This is a genomic window from Dyadobacter sp., assembly GCF_051859145.1.
Taxonomy (GTDB): domain Bacteria; phylum Bacteroidota; class Bacteroidia; order Cytophagales; family Spirosomataceae; genus Dyadobacter.
Map to the genome: position 1 here is coordinate 1 of NZ_JBHYGF010000212.1, position 23017 is coordinate 23017.

18 protein-coding genes and 1 pseudogene are annotated in these 23017 nt (G+C 47.7%); 8 read left to right on the forward strand and 11 right to left on the reverse strand.

Annotated elements, in window-relative coordinates; all coding sequences use genetic code 11:
* The 6 genes and pseudogenes from ACTIE6_RS13300 to ACTIE6_RS13325 form a co-directional block, all read right to left on the reverse strand.
* Positions 1 to 272, reverse strand: a pseudogene (locus tag ACTIE6_RS13300) (neutral/alkaline non-lysosomal ceramidase N-terminal domain-containing protein); the annotation flags it as partial.
* On the reverse strand, positions 269 to 1660 hold the full coding sequence (locus ACTIE6_RS13305; protein ID WP_439557100.1) for a DegT/DnrJ/EryC1/StrS family aminotransferase: 1392 nt from the start codon (positions 1658 to 1660) through the stop codon (positions 269 to 271). The gene ACTIE6_RS13305 and the pseudogene ACTIE6_RS13300, both read right to left, overlap by 4 nt.
* A gap of 33 nt (positions 1661 to 1693) precedes the next feature.
* Complete coding sequence (locus tag ACTIE6_RS13310; protein ID WP_439557101.1) at positions 1694 to 2698, reverse strand: Gfo/Idh/MocA family protein; 1005 nt, start codon at positions 2696 to 2698, stop codon at positions 1694 to 1696.
* 98 nt (positions 2699 to 2796) lie between these two features.
* Positions 2797 to 3855 carry a LacI family DNA-binding transcriptional regulator gene (locus ACTIE6_RS13315; protein ID WP_439557102.1) on the reverse strand — a complete coding sequence of 353 codons (1059 nt, stop codon included), beginning with the start codon at positions 3853 to 3855 and terminating at the stop codon, positions 2797 to 2799.
* Positions 3856 to 3982: 127 nt separating this feature from the next.
* Positions 3983 to 5740, reverse strand: a complete 1758-nt coding sequence (locus tag ACTIE6_RS13320; RefSeq protein ID WP_439557103.1) for a RagB/SusD family nutrient uptake outer membrane protein — start codon at positions 5738 to 5740, stop codon at positions 3983 to 3985.
* 23 nt (positions 5741 to 5763) lie between these two features.
* Positions 5764 to 8865 carry a SusC/RagA family TonB-linked outer membrane protein gene (locus ACTIE6_RS13325; RefSeq protein WP_439557104.1) on the reverse strand — a complete coding sequence of 1034 codons (3102 nt, stop codon included), beginning with the start codon at positions 8863 to 8865 and terminating at the stop codon, positions 5764 to 5766.
* Between the two features lie 514 nt (positions 8866 to 9379).
* Between ACTIE6_RS13325 and ACTIE6_RS13330 the strand changes: the two genes are divergently transcribed.
* The 3 genes from ACTIE6_RS13330 to ACTIE6_RS13340 all read left to right on the forward strand — a co-directional run bounded on the left by ACTIE6_RS13330 (position 9380) and on the right by ACTIE6_RS13340 (position 10131).
* Positions 9380 to 9544, forward strand: a complete 165-nt coding sequence (locus ACTIE6_RS13330) for a hypothetical protein (RefSeq protein WP_439557105.1) — start codon at positions 9380 to 9382, stop codon at positions 9542 to 9544.
* Between the two features lie 123 nt (positions 9545 to 9667).
* Positions 9668 to 9877 carry a DUF2683 family protein gene (locus tag ACTIE6_RS13335; protein ID WP_439557106.1) on the forward strand — a complete coding sequence of 70 codons (210 nt, stop codon included), beginning with the start codon at positions 9668 to 9670 and terminating at the stop codon, positions 9875 to 9877.
* Positions 9868 to 10131 (forward strand): Txe/YoeB family addiction module toxin, encoded by a 264-nt coding sequence (locus ACTIE6_RS13340; protein ID WP_439557107.1) that lies wholly within the window; start codon positions 9868 to 9870, stop codon positions 10129 to 10131. Before ACTIE6_RS13335 ends, ACTIE6_RS13340 begins: the two co-directional genes overlap by 10 nt.
* A gap of 7 nt (positions 10132 to 10138) precedes the next feature.
* Here the strand turns inward: ACTIE6_RS13340 and ACTIE6_RS13345 are convergent, their stop codons facing one another.
* The 3 genes from ACTIE6_RS13345 to ACTIE6_RS13355 all read right to left on the reverse strand — a co-directional run bounded on the left by ACTIE6_RS13345 (position 10139) and on the right by ACTIE6_RS13355 (position 14174).
* Positions 10139 to 10756: a response regulator gene (locus ACTIE6_RS13345; RefSeq protein WP_439557108.1), complete on the reverse strand. Its 618-nt coding sequence runs from the start codon at positions 10754 to 10756 to the stop codon at positions 10139 to 10141.
* Between the two features lie 21 nt (positions 10757 to 10777).
* On the reverse strand, positions 10778 to 12706 hold the full coding sequence (locus ACTIE6_RS13350) for a tetratricopeptide repeat protein (protein WP_439557109.1): 1929 nt from the start codon (positions 12704 to 12706) through the stop codon (positions 10778 to 10780).
* A gap of 271 nt (positions 12707 to 12977) precedes the next feature.
* Complete coding sequence (locus tag ACTIE6_RS13355) at positions 12978 to 14174, reverse strand: peptidoglycan DD-metalloendopeptidase family protein (protein WP_439557110.1); 1197 nt, start codon at positions 14172 to 14174, stop codon at positions 12978 to 12980.
* A 129-nt stretch (positions 14175 to 14303) separates the two neighbouring features.
* Here ACTIE6_RS13355 and ACTIE6_RS13360 point away from each other — a divergent pair, with 129 nt between their 5' ends.
* Positions 14304 to 15314: a GlxA family transcriptional regulator gene (locus tag ACTIE6_RS13360; protein WP_439557111.1), complete on the forward strand. Its 1011-nt coding sequence runs from the start codon at positions 14304 to 14306 to the stop codon at positions 15312 to 15314.
* A 36-nt stretch (positions 15315 to 15350) separates the two neighbouring features.
* Here the strand turns inward: ACTIE6_RS13360 and ACTIE6_RS13365 are convergent, their stop codons facing one another.
* Both ACTIE6_RS13365 and ACTIE6_RS13370 read right to left on the reverse strand, forming a co-directional pair.
* The gene (locus tag ACTIE6_RS13365; protein ID WP_439557112.1) at positions 15351 to 19130 is read right to left on the reverse strand and encodes a carbohydrate-binding protein; all 3780 of its coding nucleotides are present in this window, start codon (positions 19128 to 19130) and stop codon (positions 15351 to 15353) included.
* Positions 19131 to 19395: 265 nt separating this feature from the next.
* Positions 19396 to 19662 carry a filamentous hemagglutinin gene (locus ACTIE6_RS13370; protein WP_439557113.1) on the reverse strand — a complete coding sequence of 89 codons (267 nt, stop codon included), beginning with the start codon at positions 19660 to 19662 and terminating at the stop codon, positions 19396 to 19398.
* A 135-nt stretch (positions 19663 to 19797) separates the two neighbouring features.
* Between ACTIE6_RS13370 and ACTIE6_RS13375 the strand changes: the two genes are divergently transcribed.
* The 4 genes from ACTIE6_RS13375 to ACTIE6_RS13390 all read left to right on the forward strand — a co-directional run.
* The gene (locus tag ACTIE6_RS13375; RefSeq protein WP_439557114.1) at positions 19798 to 20001 is read left to right on the forward strand and encodes a hypothetical protein; all 204 of its coding nucleotides are present in this window, start codon (positions 19798 to 19800) and stop codon (positions 19999 to 20001) included.
* Between the two features lie 114 nt (positions 20002 to 20115).
* On the forward strand, positions 20116 to 20391 hold the full coding sequence (locus ACTIE6_RS13380) for an ArsR/SmtB family transcription factor (RefSeq protein WP_439557115.1): 276 nt from the start codon (positions 20116 to 20118) through the stop codon (positions 20389 to 20391).
* Positions 20392 to 20545: 154 nt separating this feature from the next.
* Positions 20546 to 21640, forward strand: a complete 1095-nt coding sequence (locus tag ACTIE6_RS13385) for an efflux RND transporter periplasmic adaptor subunit (protein WP_439557116.1) — start codon at positions 20546 to 20548, stop codon at positions 21638 to 21640.
* 13 nt (positions 21641 to 21653) lie between these two features.
* A partial coding sequence (locus ACTIE6_RS13390) for an efflux RND transporter permease subunit (RefSeq protein WP_439557117.1) occupies positions 21654 to 23017 on the forward strand: 1364 nt, incomplete at its 3' end.

Here is a 23017-nt window from a genome sequence, read left to right on the forward strand (position 1 = left end):
CGTATCTCGTCTGACATTGCTTTCGGAAAACCCAGCAAATCGGAAGTGATCAGAACTGCCTGCTTTCCCTCTGCATCTTCCAGCGCCAGCGCCTTTGCCCACAAATCGTGCAGCTTACCTTCCGAAGCGTGCGTGCGGACAGCAAAACCGGCCATCCAAAGCGGACCTTCGGGCGTGATCACGACTTTGGCCACACCTGCTTTCCACCCTTGGTTTTGGGCAAAAGCGAAGGTTTGCGTGAGTACCAGGAAAACCAGCAGCAATGCTCTCATTTCTTCGCAGCAGTTTTAATCTTGTCAGCGTGGGCGTATACTTTTTCTATCGCCGATGAGATTGATTTCATATCTTCTTTGGTACCGAGCAGCATGTTCTGCGTAAACCACACTGCCTCTTCGTTACAGATTTTGTCGTTTACCGGACATTTATTCCGCTCGTTGTATGCATTGATATCCAGCATTTCCTTTGGATACATTTTCCGGTAGTTTTTGGAATCAAAAGTGTCTTTCAGGTAAGGCTGTGTATTCAAAGTCGCGTAGCCGCTTGCGCAGGGTACACCTTCCGAGCGGAGCGCCGTGAGGAATAAATCGCGCGACAACCCTTTAAAACCTTCTTTCTGGAAACGAAAAGGGAAAAGGTGAAATGCGCCGCGGTTTACATTGTCGTACAACTTATAAGGCACGATCCCGGGAATGTCTTTGATGAGCGATTTGAGATATTCTGCATTTTCGTGGCGGAGTGTGGTTTGCGCGTCCAGTCTTTTCAATTGGGCTAGACCGATCGCCGCCTGGTATTCTGTAAACCGCAGCTTGGTGCCTTGCATCAAACTCCCCGCGCTTACCGAGCCCACCGCCGTTCCATATGCATTACCGAAGTTGGTGTAAGAAAAGCAGCGGTCCATAAACTGGTCATTGTTGCTCACTACCGCTCCCCCTTCCCCGATCGGCAGGTTCTTTGAGTTTTGAAAACTAAAACAGCCCGCATCCCCGATTGAACCTACTTTTTGACCCTTATAAATAGCCAAATGCGCCTGGCAGGCATCTTCAATCACCATCAGCTTGTGCTTTTTGGCAATCGCCATAATCCGGTCCATATCTGCCGGCAAGCCGAGGATATGCACGGCGATGATCGCTTTGGTGCGAGGCGTAATTTTCGCTTCTATCTTGGCGGGATCAATTTGAAACGTCTCCGGATCGATATCCACGAAAACGGGCATTGCGCCATTTGACAAAACTGCTGAGACCGTGGCGATAAAAGTGTAAGGAGGAACCAGTACCTCGTCTCCGCCTTTGATATCCATTTGGTTCAATGCAGTTACCAGCGCGTTGGTCCCATTCACCACCGCGAGGCAACGTTTCACGCCCAGCGCGGCGGCCCATTCCTTTTCAAACTGTGTTACTACCTGCGCCCGCGACCATACGCCGCTCCGCAATACTTCAAGTACCTGCTTTTCATCCGTCTCAGGATTCCATTGTGGCCAGGTGGGCCACTTTTCGGCACTCCATGCAGCCGGCCCTCCGAGTATAGCTGGTTTTTGAGCAGCATTGGTTTTGACAGAAAATGCATTGGCGGCGCCTGTCGAAGCAAGCATGAGTCCTGCTCCGGCGAGGGAATTTTGTTTAATGAAGCTTCGCCTTGAAAGTTTGTTCAAAAACTGTTTCATGGGATTTCCGGGTTTAGGTGACGGACTGAATGCTTACTTCTTGCGTGCTTTGGCCAGCACTGTTTCCAGCAATACACTTTTTCCGCCTTGCCTTTTACTCTCATCGGCAGCTTCCATGAAGGCGAATATCTCAATCGTTTCTTCGGGTGTTACCGGCACTTCCCCGGTTTGAAAATACTTTATAATATCCTTCAAAAGAGGTTCGTAACCACCATAAGGGCCAAGTACTTTGTTCCCGTCCTGTGTAAAAACGGTTGCGCCGTAATCGTGTTTTCCCGTGCGGGTACCGCGGAATGTTCCCGTGCGGCCATCGCCCCAGATACCGACTACAATATCCGTATTGGGTGTATTGACGCGGGTTACGCTCTTGCAGCCGGTGCCCATGACGGTGTATAATGTTTCCACGCCGTGGATACCATACCAGTAGAAATCAGGGTGCGTTTTTTCAAGAACGGCCGGGCTATACGTATCCGCCCCAAGCACTTTCGACTTATCGATCGCTTCAATGCCTTTGATATACCGTAAAGAGGAGGCAGAGAATACAGGTACTTTGTATTTTTTCGAAGCTTCAAAAATAGCGAGCGTGTCAGAGAGGGAAGCTGCTACCGGCTTGTCGATAAACATTCTTTTTCCCGACTTGAAAACTTCCAGTGCCTGCTGTAAATGCAGCCTACCGTCGTTGGTCTCGAGCAGGATTACGTCTGTTTTACTCAACAGGTCCTGAATGGAATCCACGATTTCAACGCCCAGCTTTTTCACTTCTTCAATGTACCCGGGAATGCGCTTCGCACTGGATTCGATTTCTTTGCTGCCATAAGGATAAGCGGCCGCCACTTTGTAGCCTTCAAAAACCGGATCCGGGGTAGCTGCATTGAGCGCCTTGGCAAATGCAATGCTGTGGGAGGTATCCAGGCCGATGATACCAACCCGTTTGCCTTCTGCCGGCTTTGCCGAAAGTGGCAGGTGGCCCAGCATGCTCAGACCTGCGCCTGCTGCTGCCGATTGTAAAATGAATGTTCTTCTGCTAAGCGAATGCATAGAGATTTCAGGATAAGAGTTTAGGAATAGGATTAATGATGTAGTGTGATCGGGTACGTACCCGTAAATATACTAACATATTTGAATTTGCAAAATGATCAGTTTTGATAAAATGCGTGGTTCTCTTTAGTAATGATGTCAATAGGCATGAAATGCACCTTTTCAACGGGTGCGCCAAGTACCAGTTTTTGATAAAGCGCCATCAGTCCGCGGTAACCCTGCTCTTCAGGTTTGTGGCAGATCAGAAAATCGATTAATCCTTCATTCAGGTAATTGATATTTTCTTTCAAAAAGTCGTAGCCGATCAGCGAAATATCGGTACGCTTGCTCTTCTTCAAAAAGGAAGCAACTGCGAAAACCCTGGAATTGGTCACGAAAATGGCTTCCAGGTCTTCATGTTCATGCAGGATGCGCGTCAATGCATTGGTCACAGAAAGGTTATCCGTATCTGGAATATCGATCCGCACAATTTCGCAAGGCTGATCGTGGTCGGTAAAATAGGCGCGAAACCCTTTTTCGATCTGCAGGTAATTATAGTTGTCGATCTCTTTTGAAATATTGACAACCAGTACTTTATGATTTTCTTTCAGCCGGTAGGTCAGCAATTTGGCACCTACATAACCGCTCTGGTACAAATGCGGACCAATGTAGCAAAGGTTATCCTGGCCCGGCAGATCAGAGTCGATGAATGCAAGCGGGATCTTTTTCTCGTGGCAAGTCTGGACGAATTCCTTCGATTCTTCAATAAAAGAAGGAGAAAGCAGCACACCCTGGATATCTTCTTTCAATAGCTTCCGTGCCTCCTCTTCAAATGAGTTTTTATCATTCAGATCAAAAAAGAAATGTAAAATCTCAATTCCATACTTCTTGATTTCTGCCTCGGCCCGCCTGATCCCGCGTAGCGGTGCTTCCCAGAAATCGGTTTCGTCAGAAACGCGGGGTATCATCACAGCCAGTGTGATGATTTTGCGGGAAGCCAGGCGGCTCGCGAGAATATTGGGTTGGTAATCAAGTTCCTTAATGATCTCATTGATCTTGCGCTTGGTCTTCTCAGAAACGCCTGTCCGGTTGTGAATGACCCTGTCGACGGTTGCAATGGACACATTGGCCCGCCGTGCAATTTCCTTCACTCCGTAATAAGTAGTATCTTTTTTCATCGGGTATTAACAGGCATTTTTGCCCAATATAAAGCGCGTTTTTCCAAAAACAACAAAGAAGAAGCCCTGGTACCAGGAAAGGCTGCACCTGAGTTGGTTATACTTTCGGTGCAGCCCTCAATGTTTGCTACTCAATTGTTTCAAGCGGAGCCACATTCCTTTCTGCACCTTCATAACCTACATTCTGGTTGATCACGGCGAGGGTATTGGCTGTAATTACAATCGACGGAATGGGCCAGAGTACGTGGAAAGGCGCAATGGAAGCTACATTTCCAATGTACGACACCTTTTTCTCGTAAAAATTATTGCGGGAGTAAACCCGGTCATAGAAATAGTTTTTCGAGCTGAAATTAGCGAGGTCGTATCCGCCTTTGTTCAGTTTCGCCATGATATAGGAAGCGCGCACCAGCTCTGAGTGGCGCGGTTCTTCTGCAAAAAGCTCTCTTGCGCGTTCGTCGAAAATAAAGTCGAGGGTAACCTGTCCGGCTGCAACGGGCAATGCTTTGGCGCGTTCGCGGACCACATTTAAATCAGCAGCCGAAGCGGCGAGGTTGTTTTTCCAGTAATGCGCTTCGGCGCGCAAGAGGTAAGTTTCTGCTAACCTGAAAATGTACCAGTCGCCATTTCCACCGAAAGGTGCAGCTTTGGGATCGTCTTGCGGCACGAAGGTAATGTAATGCGGCATTGCGTAAAGCGAGTAGAAAGTGTCCGCCAATACCGCCATATTCTGGGGCTTGATCGGCTTTCCGAAATCGACAGAAGCAGGATTGTTGTAAAGCAGCTCGTCGAGGTCCACCCAGTTGATATTGGCGCGGCGCAGGTCAGTGGTATTCTTCCAGTTTGCATTGCCGAATTTCCATAGATCATATTGGTAAAATGGCGTAAGCCGCACGTTTCCATTGCCCCGGCCCAGCGAATCGTACATTGGTCCCGAGGCGAGTGTACCCGCCTTTCCCTGACTGTCCCGCACCACCGCATTCCACCACGCACTGTTATAATGCCGCATGGTGAGCAAGCCAGCCGACTTTGCTCCCGGAGGCGCTTCAAAGCGGTCGACAATGGCGAGAATGGTTTCGGTATTCTGTGTGCTGTTGAAGTTTTTGGGCCGGTGCAAATCCCAGATCACATTGCGCTTCGCATCGCCGGCAGCTACACCAAACCTGTTCTTCATCAAAGCATAAGGTCCGTTGATCACGCGGGTAGTTGCTTCGATCGCTTTGTCAAACTGCATGTTCGACAGGTAAATCTTGGCTAATAAATGATCGCCTGCGCCTTTGGTAATCGCGCCTGGGGCAGCAGTTGCCGGTAAATGCTGCACCGCAAATTCCATGTCTGACTGGATCTTGTTCAAAATCGTCCAGCGGCTGTGCGTTTTGAAATCCAGCTTTGCGCCGATCAGCTCTTCGCCGATAAACGGAACATCTCCGTAGGTATTCACAAGCCGGTAGTACCAGTAAGCCCGGTGCCAGTAAGCTTCTGCGAGCAATGCATTACGATCGGCTTCATTGGTCCATTTGATATTATCAATCCTGGAAACCAGCACGTTTGCATTCTTGATTGAAGCATAAGCCGAGTTGAACATCGCCAGGAATTTATAGTAGCGATCGGTATTCGGGGTGAGTTTATAAAAATCCAGCTGCACGCTCGCCGCGCCCAGGTCGGAGGCTGCGAATTCGTTGATCAGGAAGTTGATCGCGCCGGTATTTTCATTTTTCAGGTCCTTGCGCATCGTGATTAGCAGCGACTCAAAACCTGCTTTGTCGGTGTACACATTTTCAGGCGTAAAAAACGAAAGCGGCTGCGGTTCAAGCCATTTTTCGGTACAGGAAATGGTCACTACAAACAGCAGCAACAGCGTAAATGATATGTTTAAGATCCTTTTCATGATTTCAGATTTTTGGGATTGCATTAAAGAGAAACCGAAACGCCGAACGTGTAAGTCCGCGGCATAGGCGAGTAGCCCGACTCCGGGTCCCAGCCCGGCCACTTATCGAAAGTGTACAGGTTGCGCACAGAGGCAAACAAACGTGCATTGTTTAGCCGGATCTTCTCCGAAATACTTGAAGGAAGGTTATAACCGAGTGACAAATCCTGGATCCGCACAAACGAGCGTGGTTTGTAAATCATCACGCCGCCGCCGAATGCATTCTCATTTACATTCAAACGCGCATAATCATTGATCGGGTTATCGGGTGTCCAGTAGGGGATTGCCCAGGTATTCCGGCGGTCGTAAGTTTCGGAGCCGCGGTGAAGTGCCTCGGCAAAAGAACCAATGTGACCCAGATCAGCACGTACGAATATCGAAGCAGTGAAATATTTCAGGAAGTTAACATCATTGCGAAGCCCCAAACGGAATCTCGGACGTTCCCAGCCGATGAATTTTTTATCTGACAAAGCCTCATAAACGCCATTGTTGTTCACATCTTCTGCCTTGAAATCGCCGGGTTCCATTCTGTAAACCGCGGCTGCATCTTTCTCGGCTGTTTGCCAAACGCCAGTGATATTGTAGTTCCAAACGCGGTCGATTGCCTGTCCGGGAAACCATTCATTCGAATAATCCGGCAGCTCGCGGGTTACCTGCTTTCCGTCGATTTCCACCGTTTCATAGTCGCCAAACAGTTCTTTGATTTTATTTCGGTTTAATGAAAAAACAAAGCTCGACCGCCAGTTGAGTTTGGGTTTGTTCATATTGACTGTATTTATCGTCATTTCAAAACCCCTGTTGCCCAGCATTCCCAGGTTAGAGGTAACACTTTGAAAACCGGTCAACTGAGGAAGCAGCCGGTTCATGAGCAGATCGGTCGTGGTCATATCGTAATATTCCGCACTTACATCGACCCTGTTTTTGAACAAACTGATATCTGTACCAATGTTAATGGACTGCGTACGCTCCCAGACCAGATCGTGGTTTGCTAACGTGCTATTATATACGCCGACTTGCACGTTGGTACCATCGTAATACAAATTCTGGTTCATTTGTGCCAGCGCCGAGTAGGCACCAATCTCGCGGTTACCATTCACACCCCACGAAACGCGCAGCTTCATTTGGCTCACCCAGTCCAGCTGGAAAAATTCTTCTTCCGAAATCCGCCATGCCAGTGCAGCGGCCGGGAAAACTGCGCGCGGATTTTTGATACCAAATGCAGAGTAACCATCGCGGCGGACCGAGCCTGTGAAAAGGTACTTGTCATTGAACGTGTAATTCAGCCTCGCCATAACCGCGTCGCCAGTGATGACAGAATCGGCATTCATCAGGGCCGGGTTAGTACCATATTGCAGTCCGTTAAAGCCCAGGTTTTGATTCGGTACAAAGATTTCGTTGCTGATCTGGGTGTTCCATTTTCTATTTTTCTCCGTGCTGTACAGCAGGGTCACGTCAAAGCTGTGTTTGCCGAATTGTTTGTTCCAATGCAAAAGATTATCCAGGATAAACTCGTAGTTGGAAGCTTCGAGGCGTGTTCCGTAACCCTTTGAATGGTCGTTTCCACCTACAATTGTTTGTGAAGACCAGAAATTATAGTCCTTCAAAAACTGGAATCTCGGCTGGTAAGAGATCTTGTAATCGATGCCAAAAGGTAATTTGACTTTGGCGAACATACTTGCAAACAAGCTGTTGATCTTCCGGTATTTATCCTGTCCGTAATAGTTGATAAATGGATTGATACCCCCTAGATAATCGTGTGGGTACCAGTTAATATCGCCGGCCGCATTGAACTCCGAACCATAGGGGCTGGTGTTGAACATGCCTGAAAGATTGGCAGGTACCGCACTTTCATTGCGGTCGGAAAACTGCGTATTAACACCTACATTCAGCCAGTCGGTGATTGTAAAATCCACATTCAGGCGTGTTCTCAGGGCTGAAAATTTATCACCAATTACCACGCCTTCATTGTTGGTGTAACCCAGCGAATAATAGTAATTGAATTTGTCAGAACCTCCCGCCACGCTCAAGTCATAGTTCTGGCGAAGTCCGGGCTGCATTACTTTGTTGTACCAGTCGGTTGTTCTGCCGGCTTTGTAATTTTCAAGCTCGGTAGGGAAGAGTCTCAGCCTGCCCAGCCACTCGTCGGTATTGTCGGGCTGCGGGTTATTGCTTGCATTCCGCCATTGTTCGGTGGTAATGCCGGCTGGCAGTTGTTGCGGGTTAAAATAGTAGTAATCAGGATTTCCCGAGTTGGTCACCCGCAGGATATCCCTTCTGAAATCCAGATAGCCTTTGGCATCAAATGGTTTGAAATCGTTGGCCACTTCGGTAATACCCAGTTCACTCGAAAAGCTAATGGTCGTCTTTCCTTTGGCGCCTTTTTTTGTCGTGATCATCAAAACCCCGGCGGCTGCCCGAGCCCCGAAAACCGCTGTTGAGCTCGCATCTTTGAGGATGTCAATGGTCTCAATGTCAGACGGATTAATGTCCCGGATACTTCCATTGAAAATCACCCCGTCGAGCACGATCATCGGTTCGGTAGATGCATTCAGCGACTTGGGGCCGCGTATTTCCAGAGAGCCGCCACCTGCTGCGGTAGTGGACTGATTGGCATAAAAGCCGGCGACTGTACCGGTAAGCATATCCGTCAACTGCGTCATCGACTGGTTTTGATAAGCTTCCTTATTCACCCGCATTACCGCGCCCGTCAAGTCGCTTTTCTTCATCGTACCGTAACCTACCACCACTAACTCTTCCAGGTTGGTCAGCGAAGGTTGCAGGATCACGTCAATCGTCGACTGGCTTCCGACGGTAACTTCCTGTTTTTCATATCCTATAAATGAAAAAACAAGAACCGCTTCCCTAGTAGTTGCAATCTCGAAATTACCTTCTGCGTCGGTGGTAACGCCTTTTTCTGTCCCTTTAATAACCACATTCACGCCAGGCAGACCGATCTGCGCCTGCTTATCGGTGACTTTTCCTTTCACCGGCACTTCGGTTTGCGCGAGACAAAAGGCGGGCAGCATACAAACTGTAAATGCCCAGCAAGCAAAAACCTTCAAATAGTAGAGCTTTACTTCTTTCATGTAGGAAATGGGTTAAGAGTTTAGTAATAATTTCGGGTACGTACACGCATCCGCTTACTTGAATTTATCCTGCAAACCGCCTCAAATGCAAAATGCAGCGGCTCTCAATAGAACTTTAATGTAAGCTTTTGATGGGAATATATCGGGTACGTACCCGAAAGATAGAAAATGTAAACCATAAATTCAAAGTGTGTTATTATATTTTGTCAAAAATCATTTTGATAAAATATTATTGTATGGATAAATGGAAGTGCATAAGTGACAACGGCCCGCACGTGGAAGGCGGGGCAAATCATGAACAGGGCGCATGTGACGTCTGTGGTTTTTCCGTTTGGAAGTCTGGCGACGAATTGAGGTTTGATAATTGATATGGTATGTTTGATTGCTGGTACTGTCCTTTGGATAACCGAGCAGGACAGCAAGGTGTTTTAAGACTTAGTTTACATTATTTTCGTAGTGCTGGATTTCATCAATTGCAAAACGCAGCAAAAGCATATTCGCAACACTCATCTATATGGCCAGACCAATCAAAGAAACACCTGTTTTGCGAGGTAAAGCAGCAGCAAAATTTAATAATCAGCTCTTTCATAACAGAAACAAGAGAGCGACTTCCACTGAATTTGAAGATCTAAAAAGAGATTTCGAATTCATTAAAGCGATGTCGCGTAACGCTGAATGATAGAGGGGCTCCATTCCTCAGCAAGCTTAGGAAGTAAATGGTGTTGATACCTTGATTTCAAGATTGGGGGCCACAGTTACTGGTTAAATGTTTGTATATTTAATCAGGCAATTTCTTTCAACAATGGAAACGTTAATCATTCAGGCAGAGAGCGAGCAAATAGCTGCATTGAAGGCATTCTTCAAATCTGTCGGCATTCAATTCAAAACAGAACAGGACACCACTGAGTACTTAGTGAGCACCGAAGCCAATCGCAAAGAACTAATAGACTCTATGCAAGAAGCGCAAGAAGGAAAAACACAGAAAGTTAATTTAGACGATATATGGAAGTAGAGTTTACCGACAAGGCACAAACTCAACTTCAATATTGGAAACATACGGGAAACAGCGCTATCTTAAAAAGGATAAGAGCTTTGTTGGAATCTATATCCGGCAGTCCATTCAGTGGTCTTGGAAAGCCGGAGCCGCTTAAACATAATCTGTCAGGTTACTGGTCGCGGAGAATTACCGATGAACATAGGCTTGTATATAAAATAAGTAATAACAAGATCGTCGTCATTCAGTGCCGCTTTCATTATGGTGGCTAATTGGCCCTCAAATCAACCCCAAACCCGCTGCCAACTTAATCAGCGAAGCTGTATTCGAAACTTCAAACTTCATTAGTAAATTCTGCCGGTGGGTATTTACGGTGGTGACGCTCACAAAGAGCTGCGTGGCGATTTGGGCGTTTGTTAGTCCTTCTGCGATGAGCAGTAACACTTCTTTTTCCCGTCGCGTTAGAAAAGGTACCGTTTTCGTCGGGGCGGGTGAGGATGCCTGGTCGAAGTTTACATTCATGAAATAGCCACCGGCTTGTACCTGCCTGATCGCTTCCAGGATTTCTTCTTTGCCCGAGCTTTTGATCAGATAACCCGAGGCGCCGTTCTGGATCATCCGGGATACGTAGGCGCGTTCGTTGAAAGTACTTAATGCGAGTGTCTTGACCGTTGGAAACTGCTCTTTCACTTTTTTGCAAAGTTCTATCCCGCTGATATCCGGCAGGTTAATGTCCAGGAAGGCAAGATCCACTTCATTATTTTTCAAAAAAGCAATCGCGTCAATCGCATTCGCGGCTGTGCCCACTACCAGGATGCCCTCACAATCGGCCAGCAGCGATTTTAATCCTTCCAGTACCAGCGGGTGGTCGTCGACGATCAGTATCTTAACACTCATAAGTAGCTGTTTAGTAATCTTTCAGACCTCAATTTCCACCAATATAGAAGTTCCTTCGCCGGGCGCCGACTGGATATCCAGTTTTCCATTCAGATAATCCACCCGCGCCTGTACATTCCGCATGCCGGCGCCTTTGTTCTGGTCGAGCTTGCTCATATCAAAGCCTTTTCCATTATCCTCCACCGTCAAACTTACCCGGTTTTCCACTTTGGTGAGTTGTACCTGAACTTCCGTCGCTTCCGCATATTTGAGCACATTATTCAGCAGCTCCTGCACGATCCTGTACAGCACGATCTCAATGGAAGAATCAAGCCGTTTGTCAAAACCAAAATGCTGCATACTCACCAGCAGCTTTCCCGACGCGCTGATCCCGTCGCAAAAATCGCTCAATGCGTCGATCAAACCGAAATGCACCAGTGTTTCGGGCATCATACTGTGGGCAACGCGGCGCATTTCGCTGATCGCGCCGTCGAGTTGGTTCAGTGCCCGGGTGAACGTCAGCGCGCTTTCTTCGGGCAGGATTACATTTCCTTTCACGGAGTTGAGTGTTAATTTAATTCCTGATAATAAACCGCCGAGCCCATCGTGTAAGTCCCTTGCCACACGGGTGCGTTCTTCCTCCTGGCCTTTCAAAATGGAGTTAGTCGCCACCAGCTGTTTTTCCTGTTGCAGCTGCAATACTTCCTGCTCGGCAATGCGTTTTCTGATGGTAATGTTGCGGTAAACCAAAACGGAAATGCTCACCAGCACCACAAGTCCGGCAGCAAGTCCGTAAATCAATGTGTTGCGCGTTTGTTTTTCCTTTTCCAATGTAAGGATCTGCTTTTCTTTCTGCGCAGTGAGGTACTTCGTATCGAGCTCCTGCAATTGCTTTTGAACGTCAAGACCCTGGATAGAATCATTCAGTATCACATATTTCATCAGGTAGTCGTAGGCAGCTTTGTGCTTGTTCTGCCGGCTCAGGTCGGTTGCGTAATCTTCATAAAGCTCCACGAGATGGTCGGTCATATCATTGGCTTCGGCAATTTTCAGGGCCTGCTCGGTATACCTGGCAGACAGCGCAGTGTCTTTATTATCTTCCGCCACAAACATCAGCGCGCGCAGGCATTCCATTTCCAGAAACACATTCCCCGTTTCCCTTGCCAGTGCCAGACCTTTTTCACCGTATTCTTTGGCTTTTTTGAGGTTTTTAAAACCCCGGTTCGCGCGGCACAAACCTGCATAAGCTTGTATCACGAAAATATCTGACCCGATTTTCTGTGAGATCGCGAGGCCTTCATTAAAGTGAACAGTAGCCTCTTTGTACTTTTTCAGATTTAGGTAACAGGTACCCAGCGTAGTCAGTACATCGGCGAGTTGAAGGCTGTCATTCATCGGCCGGGCCAGTTCAAGTGCCTTTTTCTTGTATCCCAATGATTTCTCAAAAAGATTGGCATGCTCGAATGCAGCGCCGATGTTGACGTAGAGTCTGGGCAGAAACTCTTTCCGACCGAGCTTGTCAAGCTGGTCAGCCGACTGCTGGTAATACTTAATCGCCTCTGTGAAATTGCCCATATAAGTATAGCTGGCGGCCACATTAGCAAGTGCCTTTCCTACATTCAGTGGATTTTTCATTTCCCGCGCTATCACCAGGCTCTCTTTATTCAGTTTTAAAGCCTGCTCAAATTTCCCCTGTAGATTAAGAATGTAAGTATAATAGGTCCTGAACTTGAACTTCCCGGCTGCATAATCCAGCTTCTCACTGAGTGTTTCTGCTTTGAGATAATACTTCGCTGCACTGTCAAGGTTCTCGTTTTCGAGGTACTGACCATAATCAATGTAGGCGAGTACCTGGTTGGTATCCTGCTTGGTACTTTGGATTCTGCGTAAAATGGTTTTGACATCGGTATTCTGGGCAGAAACGTGGAAGCAGGTCAGTACTAAAAACAGCGCCGGGAAAAAAAACTTCATATTGCCGGAGGATAGATCGACAGGATAATTTGGAAAGCAAAATTCTGAAATAAAACGGATTAGAAATATCCTTTAAAAGCATGATTTTTCAAAAATCGTGTTTTTAGAGGATTGATTCGGCGGAACGCAAGAGGATATCTTTGTATTACCAAACGACGGAACAAACGCATTCAGCGCACCGTCGCATTAGCCATGAAAGATCTTTGTAGGGCGGAGCAATCTTCCGGTGCAAAGACAAAATGAACCGCCCGGCTCAGTCCGCTTTGCAGCTTTATAATCCTGCACTGGATTGGGCCGGGCTCTTTTCTGCCAATTCCTTTGGCTTGTACTTTTGGAACGGAACAGTGGGAATATAGCCTTTGGTACCATCTTCCAATACTACCCGATAACCTTTTGACATTTCACCAATAACCCGCACGACCGTATTAGCAGGTAATGCAGTGATCTGGGTTGATTTTTCAAATTGGGGAGAAAAAAAGAGGGCCGCTTTCTTCTTCAATGCGACTGTATCTCCAAACCATTTCGATGTTTCGGGCAGTCCCGGCAGCTTCTCTTTGCGATCGTTAATAAATGGAAGCGGGTTCACAGCACCCTGTCCGCGCATATAAATACCGAAATGCAAATGCGGCGCAGTAGTAATTGCATTGCCCGTATTTCCTACCAAACCGAGCGTATCGCCAAGCGTAACCCGCTGCCCGCTGGCTACCAGCTGACTATCTAAATGTGCATAATAAAGTGAGTAGGGACTTGATAAAGACGAAAGAAAAACCACTTTGCCGCCGAGGTTATTAGTGCCTGTTTGAGTAACAAAACCATCTTGCGCCGCCACAACCGGTGTTCCGCGTTTGGCCCGGATATCAACACCTTCATGCGACCTGATCCCGCCGTCGCGATCGGCGCCCCAGAAACTGATCAGACTTGACATTCCGTGACCCGCAACCGGGAAGCTCAGGGAAGGCAGGGTACTCAGCGAAAGGGTTACCGCAAGCTTTTCATTGAGGCCGGTTTGCAGCCGGAGTAAAAGGGTATCCTGCTCGTAATTGGTGTAGGTAAGCGACTGTCCGTCTTTGCCGAGGTAATCGAGCCGCTGCGTTTTTCCATTGCCTTTGATTTTATATAATTCCAGAAACAGGTGCGAAGCTGTGTCTGCATGCTCGCGGATCGGGGTGATTACCAATCTTCTGCCTTCCGGTATTTTCAATCTGATCGCCTGCGCCGGAATGGAGTCGCCGAGGTAAAAACGTTCCTGGTAGGGCGCAATGGAAAATATGGAATCCTTCAAAACTGCCTCTCCGACGCGAAACCAGGTTTGTCCGGCTGGCGTTTTTTCAAGCTTTGCTTTCAGCAGGTCTCGTTCGTAAAATTCTTTGGGTGTCACCGGAAACCAATGCGAAACCGGCACCGGCTTGCAGGAAGCCAGCAAAGCTAAATGCAATGCGATAAGTGACAGCTGTTGCAAATGTTTCATTTGATCAAATCTTTTAACCGGCTACTAACAAATTCATGCCCAAACTGCTTGATATTTTACGTAAAAGGGGTATTTAGGACAAAAAATTCTATATTACGTGCAACTTTCAACCTATTTAGCCTGTAAAACATGATACAGCTGGGCCTTTTGATTACGCAGAAACATCGCTTGCTGAGTGTTGCTGCAATCCTGGATGTTTTTGAATCAGTTAATAATTTCTGCGAAAGCGGGGGAGTACCGCCTTTTTTCAACATCACACTTTTTTCTCCCGATAATCAACCCGGACAATTTTACGGCACCTACAACATGGAGCCGATCGAAGGTTCCCCGAAACAGGACCTGATTTTGATACCCGCATTCGGGGCGGGGGATCTGAAATCTTCCCTTGCGAGTAACCAAATGTGCATTCCCTGGCTGAGGGAGCAGTATAAACAGGGGACGGAACTCGCCAGCTTTTGTACAGGCGCATTTCTGCTCGCCGGCGCAGGCTTGCTCAACGGCCGCCACGCCACTACCCACATTGATTCTGCGCAGGCACTCGCCTCGAATTTTCCCGATGTTATTTTGAAAAGTGACGCGGTAGTAACGGAAGATAAAGGGATATATACCAGCGGTGGCGCAACGAGCAGTTTCCATTTGATGCTTTACCTGATCCAGCGATTTTGCGGGAAGGAAATCACCTTGCGCACAGCCAAAATGTTCGCCATTGATATGGACCGCGAGCAGCAAACCTACTTCGGGACATTCACGCCGCCCCAAAACCACGGCGACGGACTGGTGAATATGGCGCAGCAGAAAATCGAGAAAGCCTATCAGGAGGGAAGTACCATTGAAGCATTGATCCAGGATATACCCGCGAGCCGCCGCAATGTGGTACGCAGGTTCAAGCAGGCAATTGGTGTTACGCCAATCGAATATTTGCAGCGGACGCGGATTGAAGCCGCCAAAAAACTGCTCGCACAAACCGATCAGAGTGTGCTGGAAGTCATGCTCAATTCGGGATATAATGATCTGAAATCTTTCCGCCAGCTTTTCAAAAAAAGCACGGGTGTTACGCCCAAAGAATACCGGGATAAATTCAACATTGCCCGCCTGGAAAGCGGCGCCCGGCTTGATCGCAGAATAAGCCGCGTGGCTTAAAAAAGAAGCGGAGCCTGGCTTGGGCTCCGCTTCTTTTTAGTTTAACTTGGCCAGCTTCCTGAATGCTCTGTCCTGATCCTGACCAATCTCGACTACATACATACTGGCGGGTAAATGCGTAATGTTGATTTTATGGGTGAATTTATTGCCTGTTTTCTGCACTTTGGCTTTGTGGTGTAAACGGCCCGTGCCCGCTTCAAATATTCTGATTTCCACCTCGGTATATCTTTCATTTGCAAGATCAATGCTCACAAAGTCGGAAGACGGATTGGGGTAAATGCTAACCTCAGTGTGTAAAAGCGGCTCTTCAATGGGCGGCGCGGGGGCTTCTACCATTGCTTTGCGCGCACTTGATTGTTCGGCTATTACAAAAATGGGCGTTTCGCCTGCGGTAACTGTTACTTTTCCATCCACAATCGGCAATTCCTGCACGCTCATGCTGTTGCTTCCGGCTTGCGGTGTATAAATTCTTGCAATACCTGCTTCATTCAAATTCACTGTATACTGCTCCGTGCGGCCAATTTCGTCTGGTACGGTCAGGATGAAAAGTGATTTTCCGTCCAGTTCATAGCGGTCGACGATCGGGTCGGTGTTCAATGTTTCTTTGTAGCGGTAGTTTCCAAAACGCTGGTTAACCTGGTAAATGTAGTCGGCGGCTGGCCGGCGCGTCTGGTCCCAGTTGAGCAAGCCCGAAGTCCCGAAGATGCCCGATCCATTGTTATCATCATACATTTGATAAAAGAAAACCTTCTCAATCCCCGAACGTGCTGAAACCAGCGAAGTTCTCAAAATCCAGTCCGCCTGGGTTACCAGCTCCGATTTGCTGCCGATAGGAATCGCTTTCAGCGGGCTTCCCTGGTTCACATCGTAGCCTGTTTCTGTAATCCAGACCGGCATATCCTGTGAAACTTCGTGTGTTGTTTTTACATAATCATCAATAATCCGCTTCGCATTCGGGTTTTCAGGAGCAGTACCGCGGGTAGATGTTCCGCTCTGGGTCAATGTCGCATTGTCAATATACAAATGGAAGTTGACAATATCCCAGCACAGATTCACCGAACCGTCGGGACGGTAGCCACGGAATTCTTTGCACCAGTCAACCATACCTTTGATATAGTCCGGGCCGGTAACCAGGCCGGCGATTACGACTTTCATGTTCGGATCGGCGTTTTTGACACCTACACCTGCGCCCATTGTGTTTTTATGTCCGTCGTAAAAAGCCGAAAGGTTAGCGGCATATTCGCGGGCAGTCTGGTAAGCCTTGCGGCCTTTCCACCATTTATCGCGCTCGTTATCGCATTCAATGTACTTCACGAGGTTCAACCCGATTTTCACTGAATTCGGAACATCGCCGTACCATCTGGGTGTGTTGTGTGTGCTCAGTAAAGCCGGGTTTACATTGGGATTGCTTCCGTATCTCGCCGCGTACTGAAAGCCCACTTTCGCCTGTTCAATGTAAGAAAGCGGGTCTGCGAAGTTCTTTCCGTAGCGTACCGGCGTATTCTCATTGTCACGCTCGCCAGCAGGGTAAGTATCCAGCATCCAGCCCGGAAGTGTTTTCAGGCAGGCCAGTACTTCCATGTTTTCAGCTTTGCAACGCTCATAAATCGCATCATAATTCCAGCCGCCGGAAAGTGTCGGGTTGTAAGTAAAAACACCTTCCTGCGGTTCCAGTTTTTCCCAGTCGATATAATGGCGGAACCCGGGGAAACCTTTGGCCAGGTTCATCAGCGGCTCGTTGATCACCTGTGGATTGTTACCAACCTCAAAATTCCATTCATATCCATTTACCCCGAAAGTATCTCCCAATCTTACCGACTTATGCGGAACAGGTGTAGGGCCTTGTGACGGCGCAGTATAGGTACCGTAAAATTCCATTTCCGTAGGCAGCACACCCTGCACTTTCAGCACGAGGTACCTGAAATTTCCTACGTTTGCATTCAGTTTGAATTTGTTTTCTTCCGAAACCTGCGCATCAGGGTAGGGGCCAACCCAGCTGTTGTATTCGTAACCCTTGAAAGAAGCAATTTCAATGCGCTCCCAGTTACTGGTGATCACCGAAAGTGTCATTGGGTTATTGGCTGCACTGCCTTCCAGGTCGAAAAACTTGATGCTTTCCAAAGTCATTTGCTCGCCTTCAAGCAGGGGATAATAAGCTTCATATTCGTTCACCACTTTGCCCCAGCCCGTGTTCACCGATGCCTGCGTGTTGCCGTCGAAAAGTGGTTCGAGTGAGCTGGTTGCATTGGTAAGCTGGTACCAGCGTTTTCCGTCGATGGTGATTTTGTTGGTAGGCGCAGAAGGTTGTACCGGGTAGATAACCACAGTTTGCGACACCGGATCAGCCGCGCCAAATGAATTGCTGGCAGCCTGCGAGGCAGTAATTACCGTGCTGCCTTCGCCCTGGATAGTTGCCTGCCAGGCAGAACCTGTATTGGAAACCGTAACTACTGCATTATTGGATGAGGTAAATGTTACCGGTACCTCGTTGTTGGTGCTGGTTGCATTTAATGTAAAAGGCGCATTCGCTACTGTTTTGGTAGGAATTGCCGCGAAGGTAATAACACCTTTTGGCTGCGGGATTGTGGCTTCTTCTACCTCAAACCAGTTGAAGTTAAACCCGCCCCGGTTCACTTGCAGCCGCAATACCTGCTGTCCTGCTGGTAACGTAACCGTATCAGCGAAAACTGCGTAGGTTTGCCAGCCGCCTGTCCAGGGTATATCTACGCCACCCAGCGTATTACCCGAGGCATTTTTGATTTCAAGCTGGCTGTTCCCGGTTGCTCCTGCCACCCGGAACTTGAATGCATACGTACCAGCATGCTGAACATTCACGTGGTAGTCCATCCAGTCGCCTGGATCGGTTCCGCTTACGTTCAGGCCGCCCCCGTTTGCATCGCCAGTTGTTTCGGTTTGTACGCCATTGATCCCGCCAAAATCCTCGGCCTCTATTTTTCCGGGAATGTTTTTGGTCAAAAGCGGGGTTGCGCCTGTTACTTCAAACCAGTTGAAATTGAATGCACCTCTTGTTGCCTGGATGCGCAACAGGTGGCTGCCCGCCGACAATGTAGCTGTGGTGCTCACGGTCACATAGTTCTGCCACCCGCCGGTGCGCGGAATGCTCACCTGTCCGAGTGAAGTACCGTCGCTGTCTTTGATCTCGATCAACCCGTCGCCCCATGCATTGGACACCCGGAAGAAAAACGTGTAGGTACCGCTGGCGGCTACATTGGTGTTGTAGTCCATCCAATCATTGTCGTCGATATTCGACACGTTGAGGCCACCGCCTGCATCGGGTGTATTTTCGGTATTTACATTGCTTGCTACATCAAAACTTTCCCCCTCTACTTTCCCCGGAATATTGATCGTACCTGCGGCAGCCTCAAACCAGTTGATCGCAAAAACGCCGTGCTCTGCGTACAAACGGATTGTCTGATCACCTGCTGGTAGCGAAGCAAACATGGTGACAGTTGCCCAACCCTGCATTCCGCCGGTGCGTGGAAGTGTTTTTTGCGAGAGAACAGTACCGCTCGCCGATTTGATCTGCAAAGAAGCATTGTCACTGAAACCATTGGCAATGCGAACTTTAATGGTGTAGAACCCGGCAGCAGCTGCATTGACATTGTATTCAACCCAGTTTCCGTCGTTCATCCAGCCAACATCTGTTCCGCCGCCCGCATCCTCAGTGGGCTCTGTTCCAACTCCGTAGATGGCATCGTAGCTTTCTGCTTCTATTTTGCCAGTAAGTGGACGATAAGTTTGGGAGAATGCATTGAACCCAATTATCAATAAGAAGGAGAGTAAAATATTTTTCATAGAGGAGGAGTTTGAAATTCGATGTAATATAGTATTTGTTCGTACTGTTTTGTCAAGTTTTTGGTCTAAAAATTTTAAGCGGTGTAGTTGCTTCTACAATGCTGACAATTAATTTATTTATAAAAGTTGTACCTGCTACATAGAATCCGGGAATATTCGCTTGTAGGTAAATATCATATTATACTACAAGAAGCGCTGTTGATTATAGAAGAAGCTCGGGAGTTTGTCAGAGTAGGGCAAAAAAAAACTAACCTCTGGAAGAAGGTTAGCTAAATGCTGGAATTCCTGGTTCTCCGCCGGGTTCCCGTATCGGATCGACTTCGGGAACGACCGGTTCTACGGGAGGAATACCTGGACCCGGATCAATGGGCGGTGTCTCGGGCTCCCGTTCGTAGGGCGGTGTTTCCTCAGGAATATCGGGTGAAGGTACCTCTGGTCTCGGATCAAAAGGTGGCGTTTCGTTCGGACCGGTCGGATCACCGCCCCCGTCCGCCACCGGGTCCCAGTAAGTATTTGCAAGATAGATGTCCATGATGATGTTGTTGTTGAAGTTGTAAAGTGACAATCGGGTAAGTACAATAACTGTGCCTGCGATTCAGATCTGCTTGCTTGTTGCATTGACAAAATTTTATTTAAAACTTTGAAGATCTGCCTAACTATCTACACTATGATTGATTCAATACAGAACCAAAAGCAATTCGAGCAGAATATGAACCGGATTGAAAGCTACCTACTTAAAGCAACATCAAATGGCGGCTTTAAGGCACTAAATAGACATGAGTTAGCTGAACTTCAACAGTTATCTGTACTTGCTGAACAATATGAGGATACCATTTTTAATGTAATGCCAATTGCGGTGAAGGAGGCTTAGTAATCCTTGTCATCAAAAATTTTTTCCTGCATCCGGAATTTTTTTTCAATGCCGATTGTAATGTAGCCACTGTACAGTAAATCAATATATTCAAATCTATCAATATATCTAGGCATGGAGGTTCGAAAAGTGGAGCGGATATCGAAAGCGTTGAGTGACCCAAGCCGCATTCTCATATTAAAGCAATTGCGTCAGAAAGAAGATTGTTTGTACTGTCACGAAATAGCTGATTTTATTGACTTAACCCAGCCTTCCATTTCTCACCACGTCAAACAGCTCGCCGATGCAGATCTGATCGTAGTAGAAAAAGAAGGAAGAAACGTGAAATACAAGCTCAATCAAGCCATACTCAATGAGTACGTTGATTTTCTGAATACGCTTAAAGTTTAAAATTTTTTACCCAAACACATCGAAACATTTCGATATATCAATAAGTAACCGGTGTTAACTTAAATACCGGCACCGGTTACAACAACTTTGAATCTAGCTGCCAATTACTCGTTTTTATTCATCGAAATATTCAAATATATAAATCAATCAATACATGGAAAGGACAATTCTCTCAGCCAAAATCGTCTCCGGTCTGATCATTACCGGGGTGATCTTGCTCTCGGTATTTCTTAAAGGGTATACTTCCGAAGAAGGAGTTCCCAAGAAAGCAGCGACAACAAATGCAAAACCCGCCGCTAGCGCAGGCACAGGTGTTCCTGTCGACGGCCAGGTACTCCATTCAGAATCGCTGAATGATGAAATGACAGTTTCAGGTACGCTGCTCGCTTACCAGGAAGTGAATATTACCAGCGAGCTCAACCGCAAAGTAGTGGCGGTACATGCAAAAGAAGGTAAATACGTAAGTGCAGGTACCTTGCTTTTCAAGCTCGACGATGCTGATTTGCTTGCCGAAATGGAGCAGTTGAAACAACAGGAAAAACTTGTGATCCTCAACGAAAGAAGACTGAAAGACCTGATCGACAACGAAGCCGCCAAGCAACAGGATTATGACGAAGCTTTTACCAACCTGAAAGTACTGCAATCCAAAATCGAGCAGCTGAAAGTTACGATCGCAAAAACGAGCATTCGCGCGCCATTTAGCGGCAACCTCGGGATTGTAAATGTACATACCGGCGCTTATGTAACTCCGGGCAGTCCGCTCGCATTACTTACCGACAACAGCAAGCTCAAAATCGACTTCGCTATTCCTGAAAAACACGCAAACACGCTGAAAACGGGTGACGAGGTGCAATATCACGTGGAATCAAACGACCGCGCTTATAAAGCCCACATCATCGCCCACGAAGCCGGCCTCGATCAGAAAACGCGCACATTATTAATGCGCGCGGTAACCAGCAACAGCAGCCGCGACCTGCTACCCGGCCAGAGTGCCAGACTTACCTTACGTTTAAACAACACCGGTAATGCATTAATGGTACCCAACCAGGCGCTGATCCCTTCTTCAAAAGGATATAGTGTGTACGTGGTCAACCATAATAAAGCCACTTTCAAACCGATCGAAGTAGGTCAGCGCAACGCGTATTCGGTGCACGTGACCAAGGGACTGGCGCCCGGCGACACGGTGATTACCAGCAATATGCTCCGATTAATGCCAGGTGCCGAGGTACAGCTGGTTTCAGTTCACTAAAAATCAATTAACAATGAGTGCGATTTCTCAAGTAAGTATTTCCCGGCCGGTTCTGGCCGGGGTAATGTCCGTACTGCTTATACTTTTCGGGATTGTAGGTTATACCTTCCTCGGAACCCGGGAATACCCAGTTACCGATTCCCCGATTGTGATGGTAACTACGGTGTATCCGGGCGCGAGTGCAGATATTATTGCCTCGCAGGTTACAAAACCATTGGAAGAAGCGATTGCGGAAGCAAACGGGATCAGGTCGGTTTCGTCCACTTCCCGCGAACAGGTGAGCATTATCACCGTAGAGTTTGAGCTCAATGCAGATTTGGAAGCAGCAGCCAACGATGTGCGTGACAAAGTATCCAAGTCGCGCCAGCAGCTGCCTACCGACATTGAACCTACCATCGTTGAAAAAGCGGGTCCGGCTGACTTCCTGGTATTCCTGACAGTTCAAAGCAAAACCAAAACGCTGGAAGATGTTACCGACTTTGTCAACATCAATATCAAGGAGAGACTGCAATCCATCCCCGGAGTTCGTCTGGTTGATTCCTATGCCGGCCGGAAACGGGCAATGCGTTTGCGAATGGATCCTGTTAAACTGGCTTCTTACGGACTGACTCCGGTAGATATCCAGAATGCATTGCAGCGCGAGAATGTGGATTTGCCGAGCGGTCGCATTGAAGGTCAGAATACAGAGGTAACCCTCATAACGCAGGGCCGGCTTGTGACTGAGGATGATTTTAACAACATGATTATCCGCGAAAGCGAGGGTGCGATTGTGCGGTTCAAGGATGTGGGCCAGGCTGTGATGTCGTCGCAGAATGAGCGTACCGCGATGATTATTTACAATGGAAAAACGGCTGATTATGGTGTAGGTACCGGCGTAAGTCCGCAGCGCGGCGCCAACTCGCTGGCGATTGTGGATGAGTTCAAACAGCGGTTTGAGGAAATCAAAAAGACAGCGCCGAAAGAGTACGAGATCGCCTTGGGGAAAGACTTTACAGTGCCGGTAAGAAATTCACTTTCCGAAGTAGAGGAGACTTTGCTGCTCGCATTTGCATTGGTTTCGCTGATCATTTTCATCTTCCTCCGCGACTGGCGAAGTACCATTATTCCGCTGCTGGCGATTCCCGTTTCGATCATTTCGGCCTTTTTCATTATGTACGTAGCCGGGTTTTCGATCAATGTTTTGACACTGCTGGGATTGGTACTCGCGATCGGGCTCGTGGTGGATGATGCGATTATTGTTTTGGAAAATATTTACAGCAAGGTTGAAAAAGGCATTTCGCCCATTGAAGCCGCGCGGCTTGGATCTAACGAAATCTATTTTGCAGTAATCTCTACCACCATTACGCTGGTTTCCGTATTCCTTCCGATCCTCTTTTT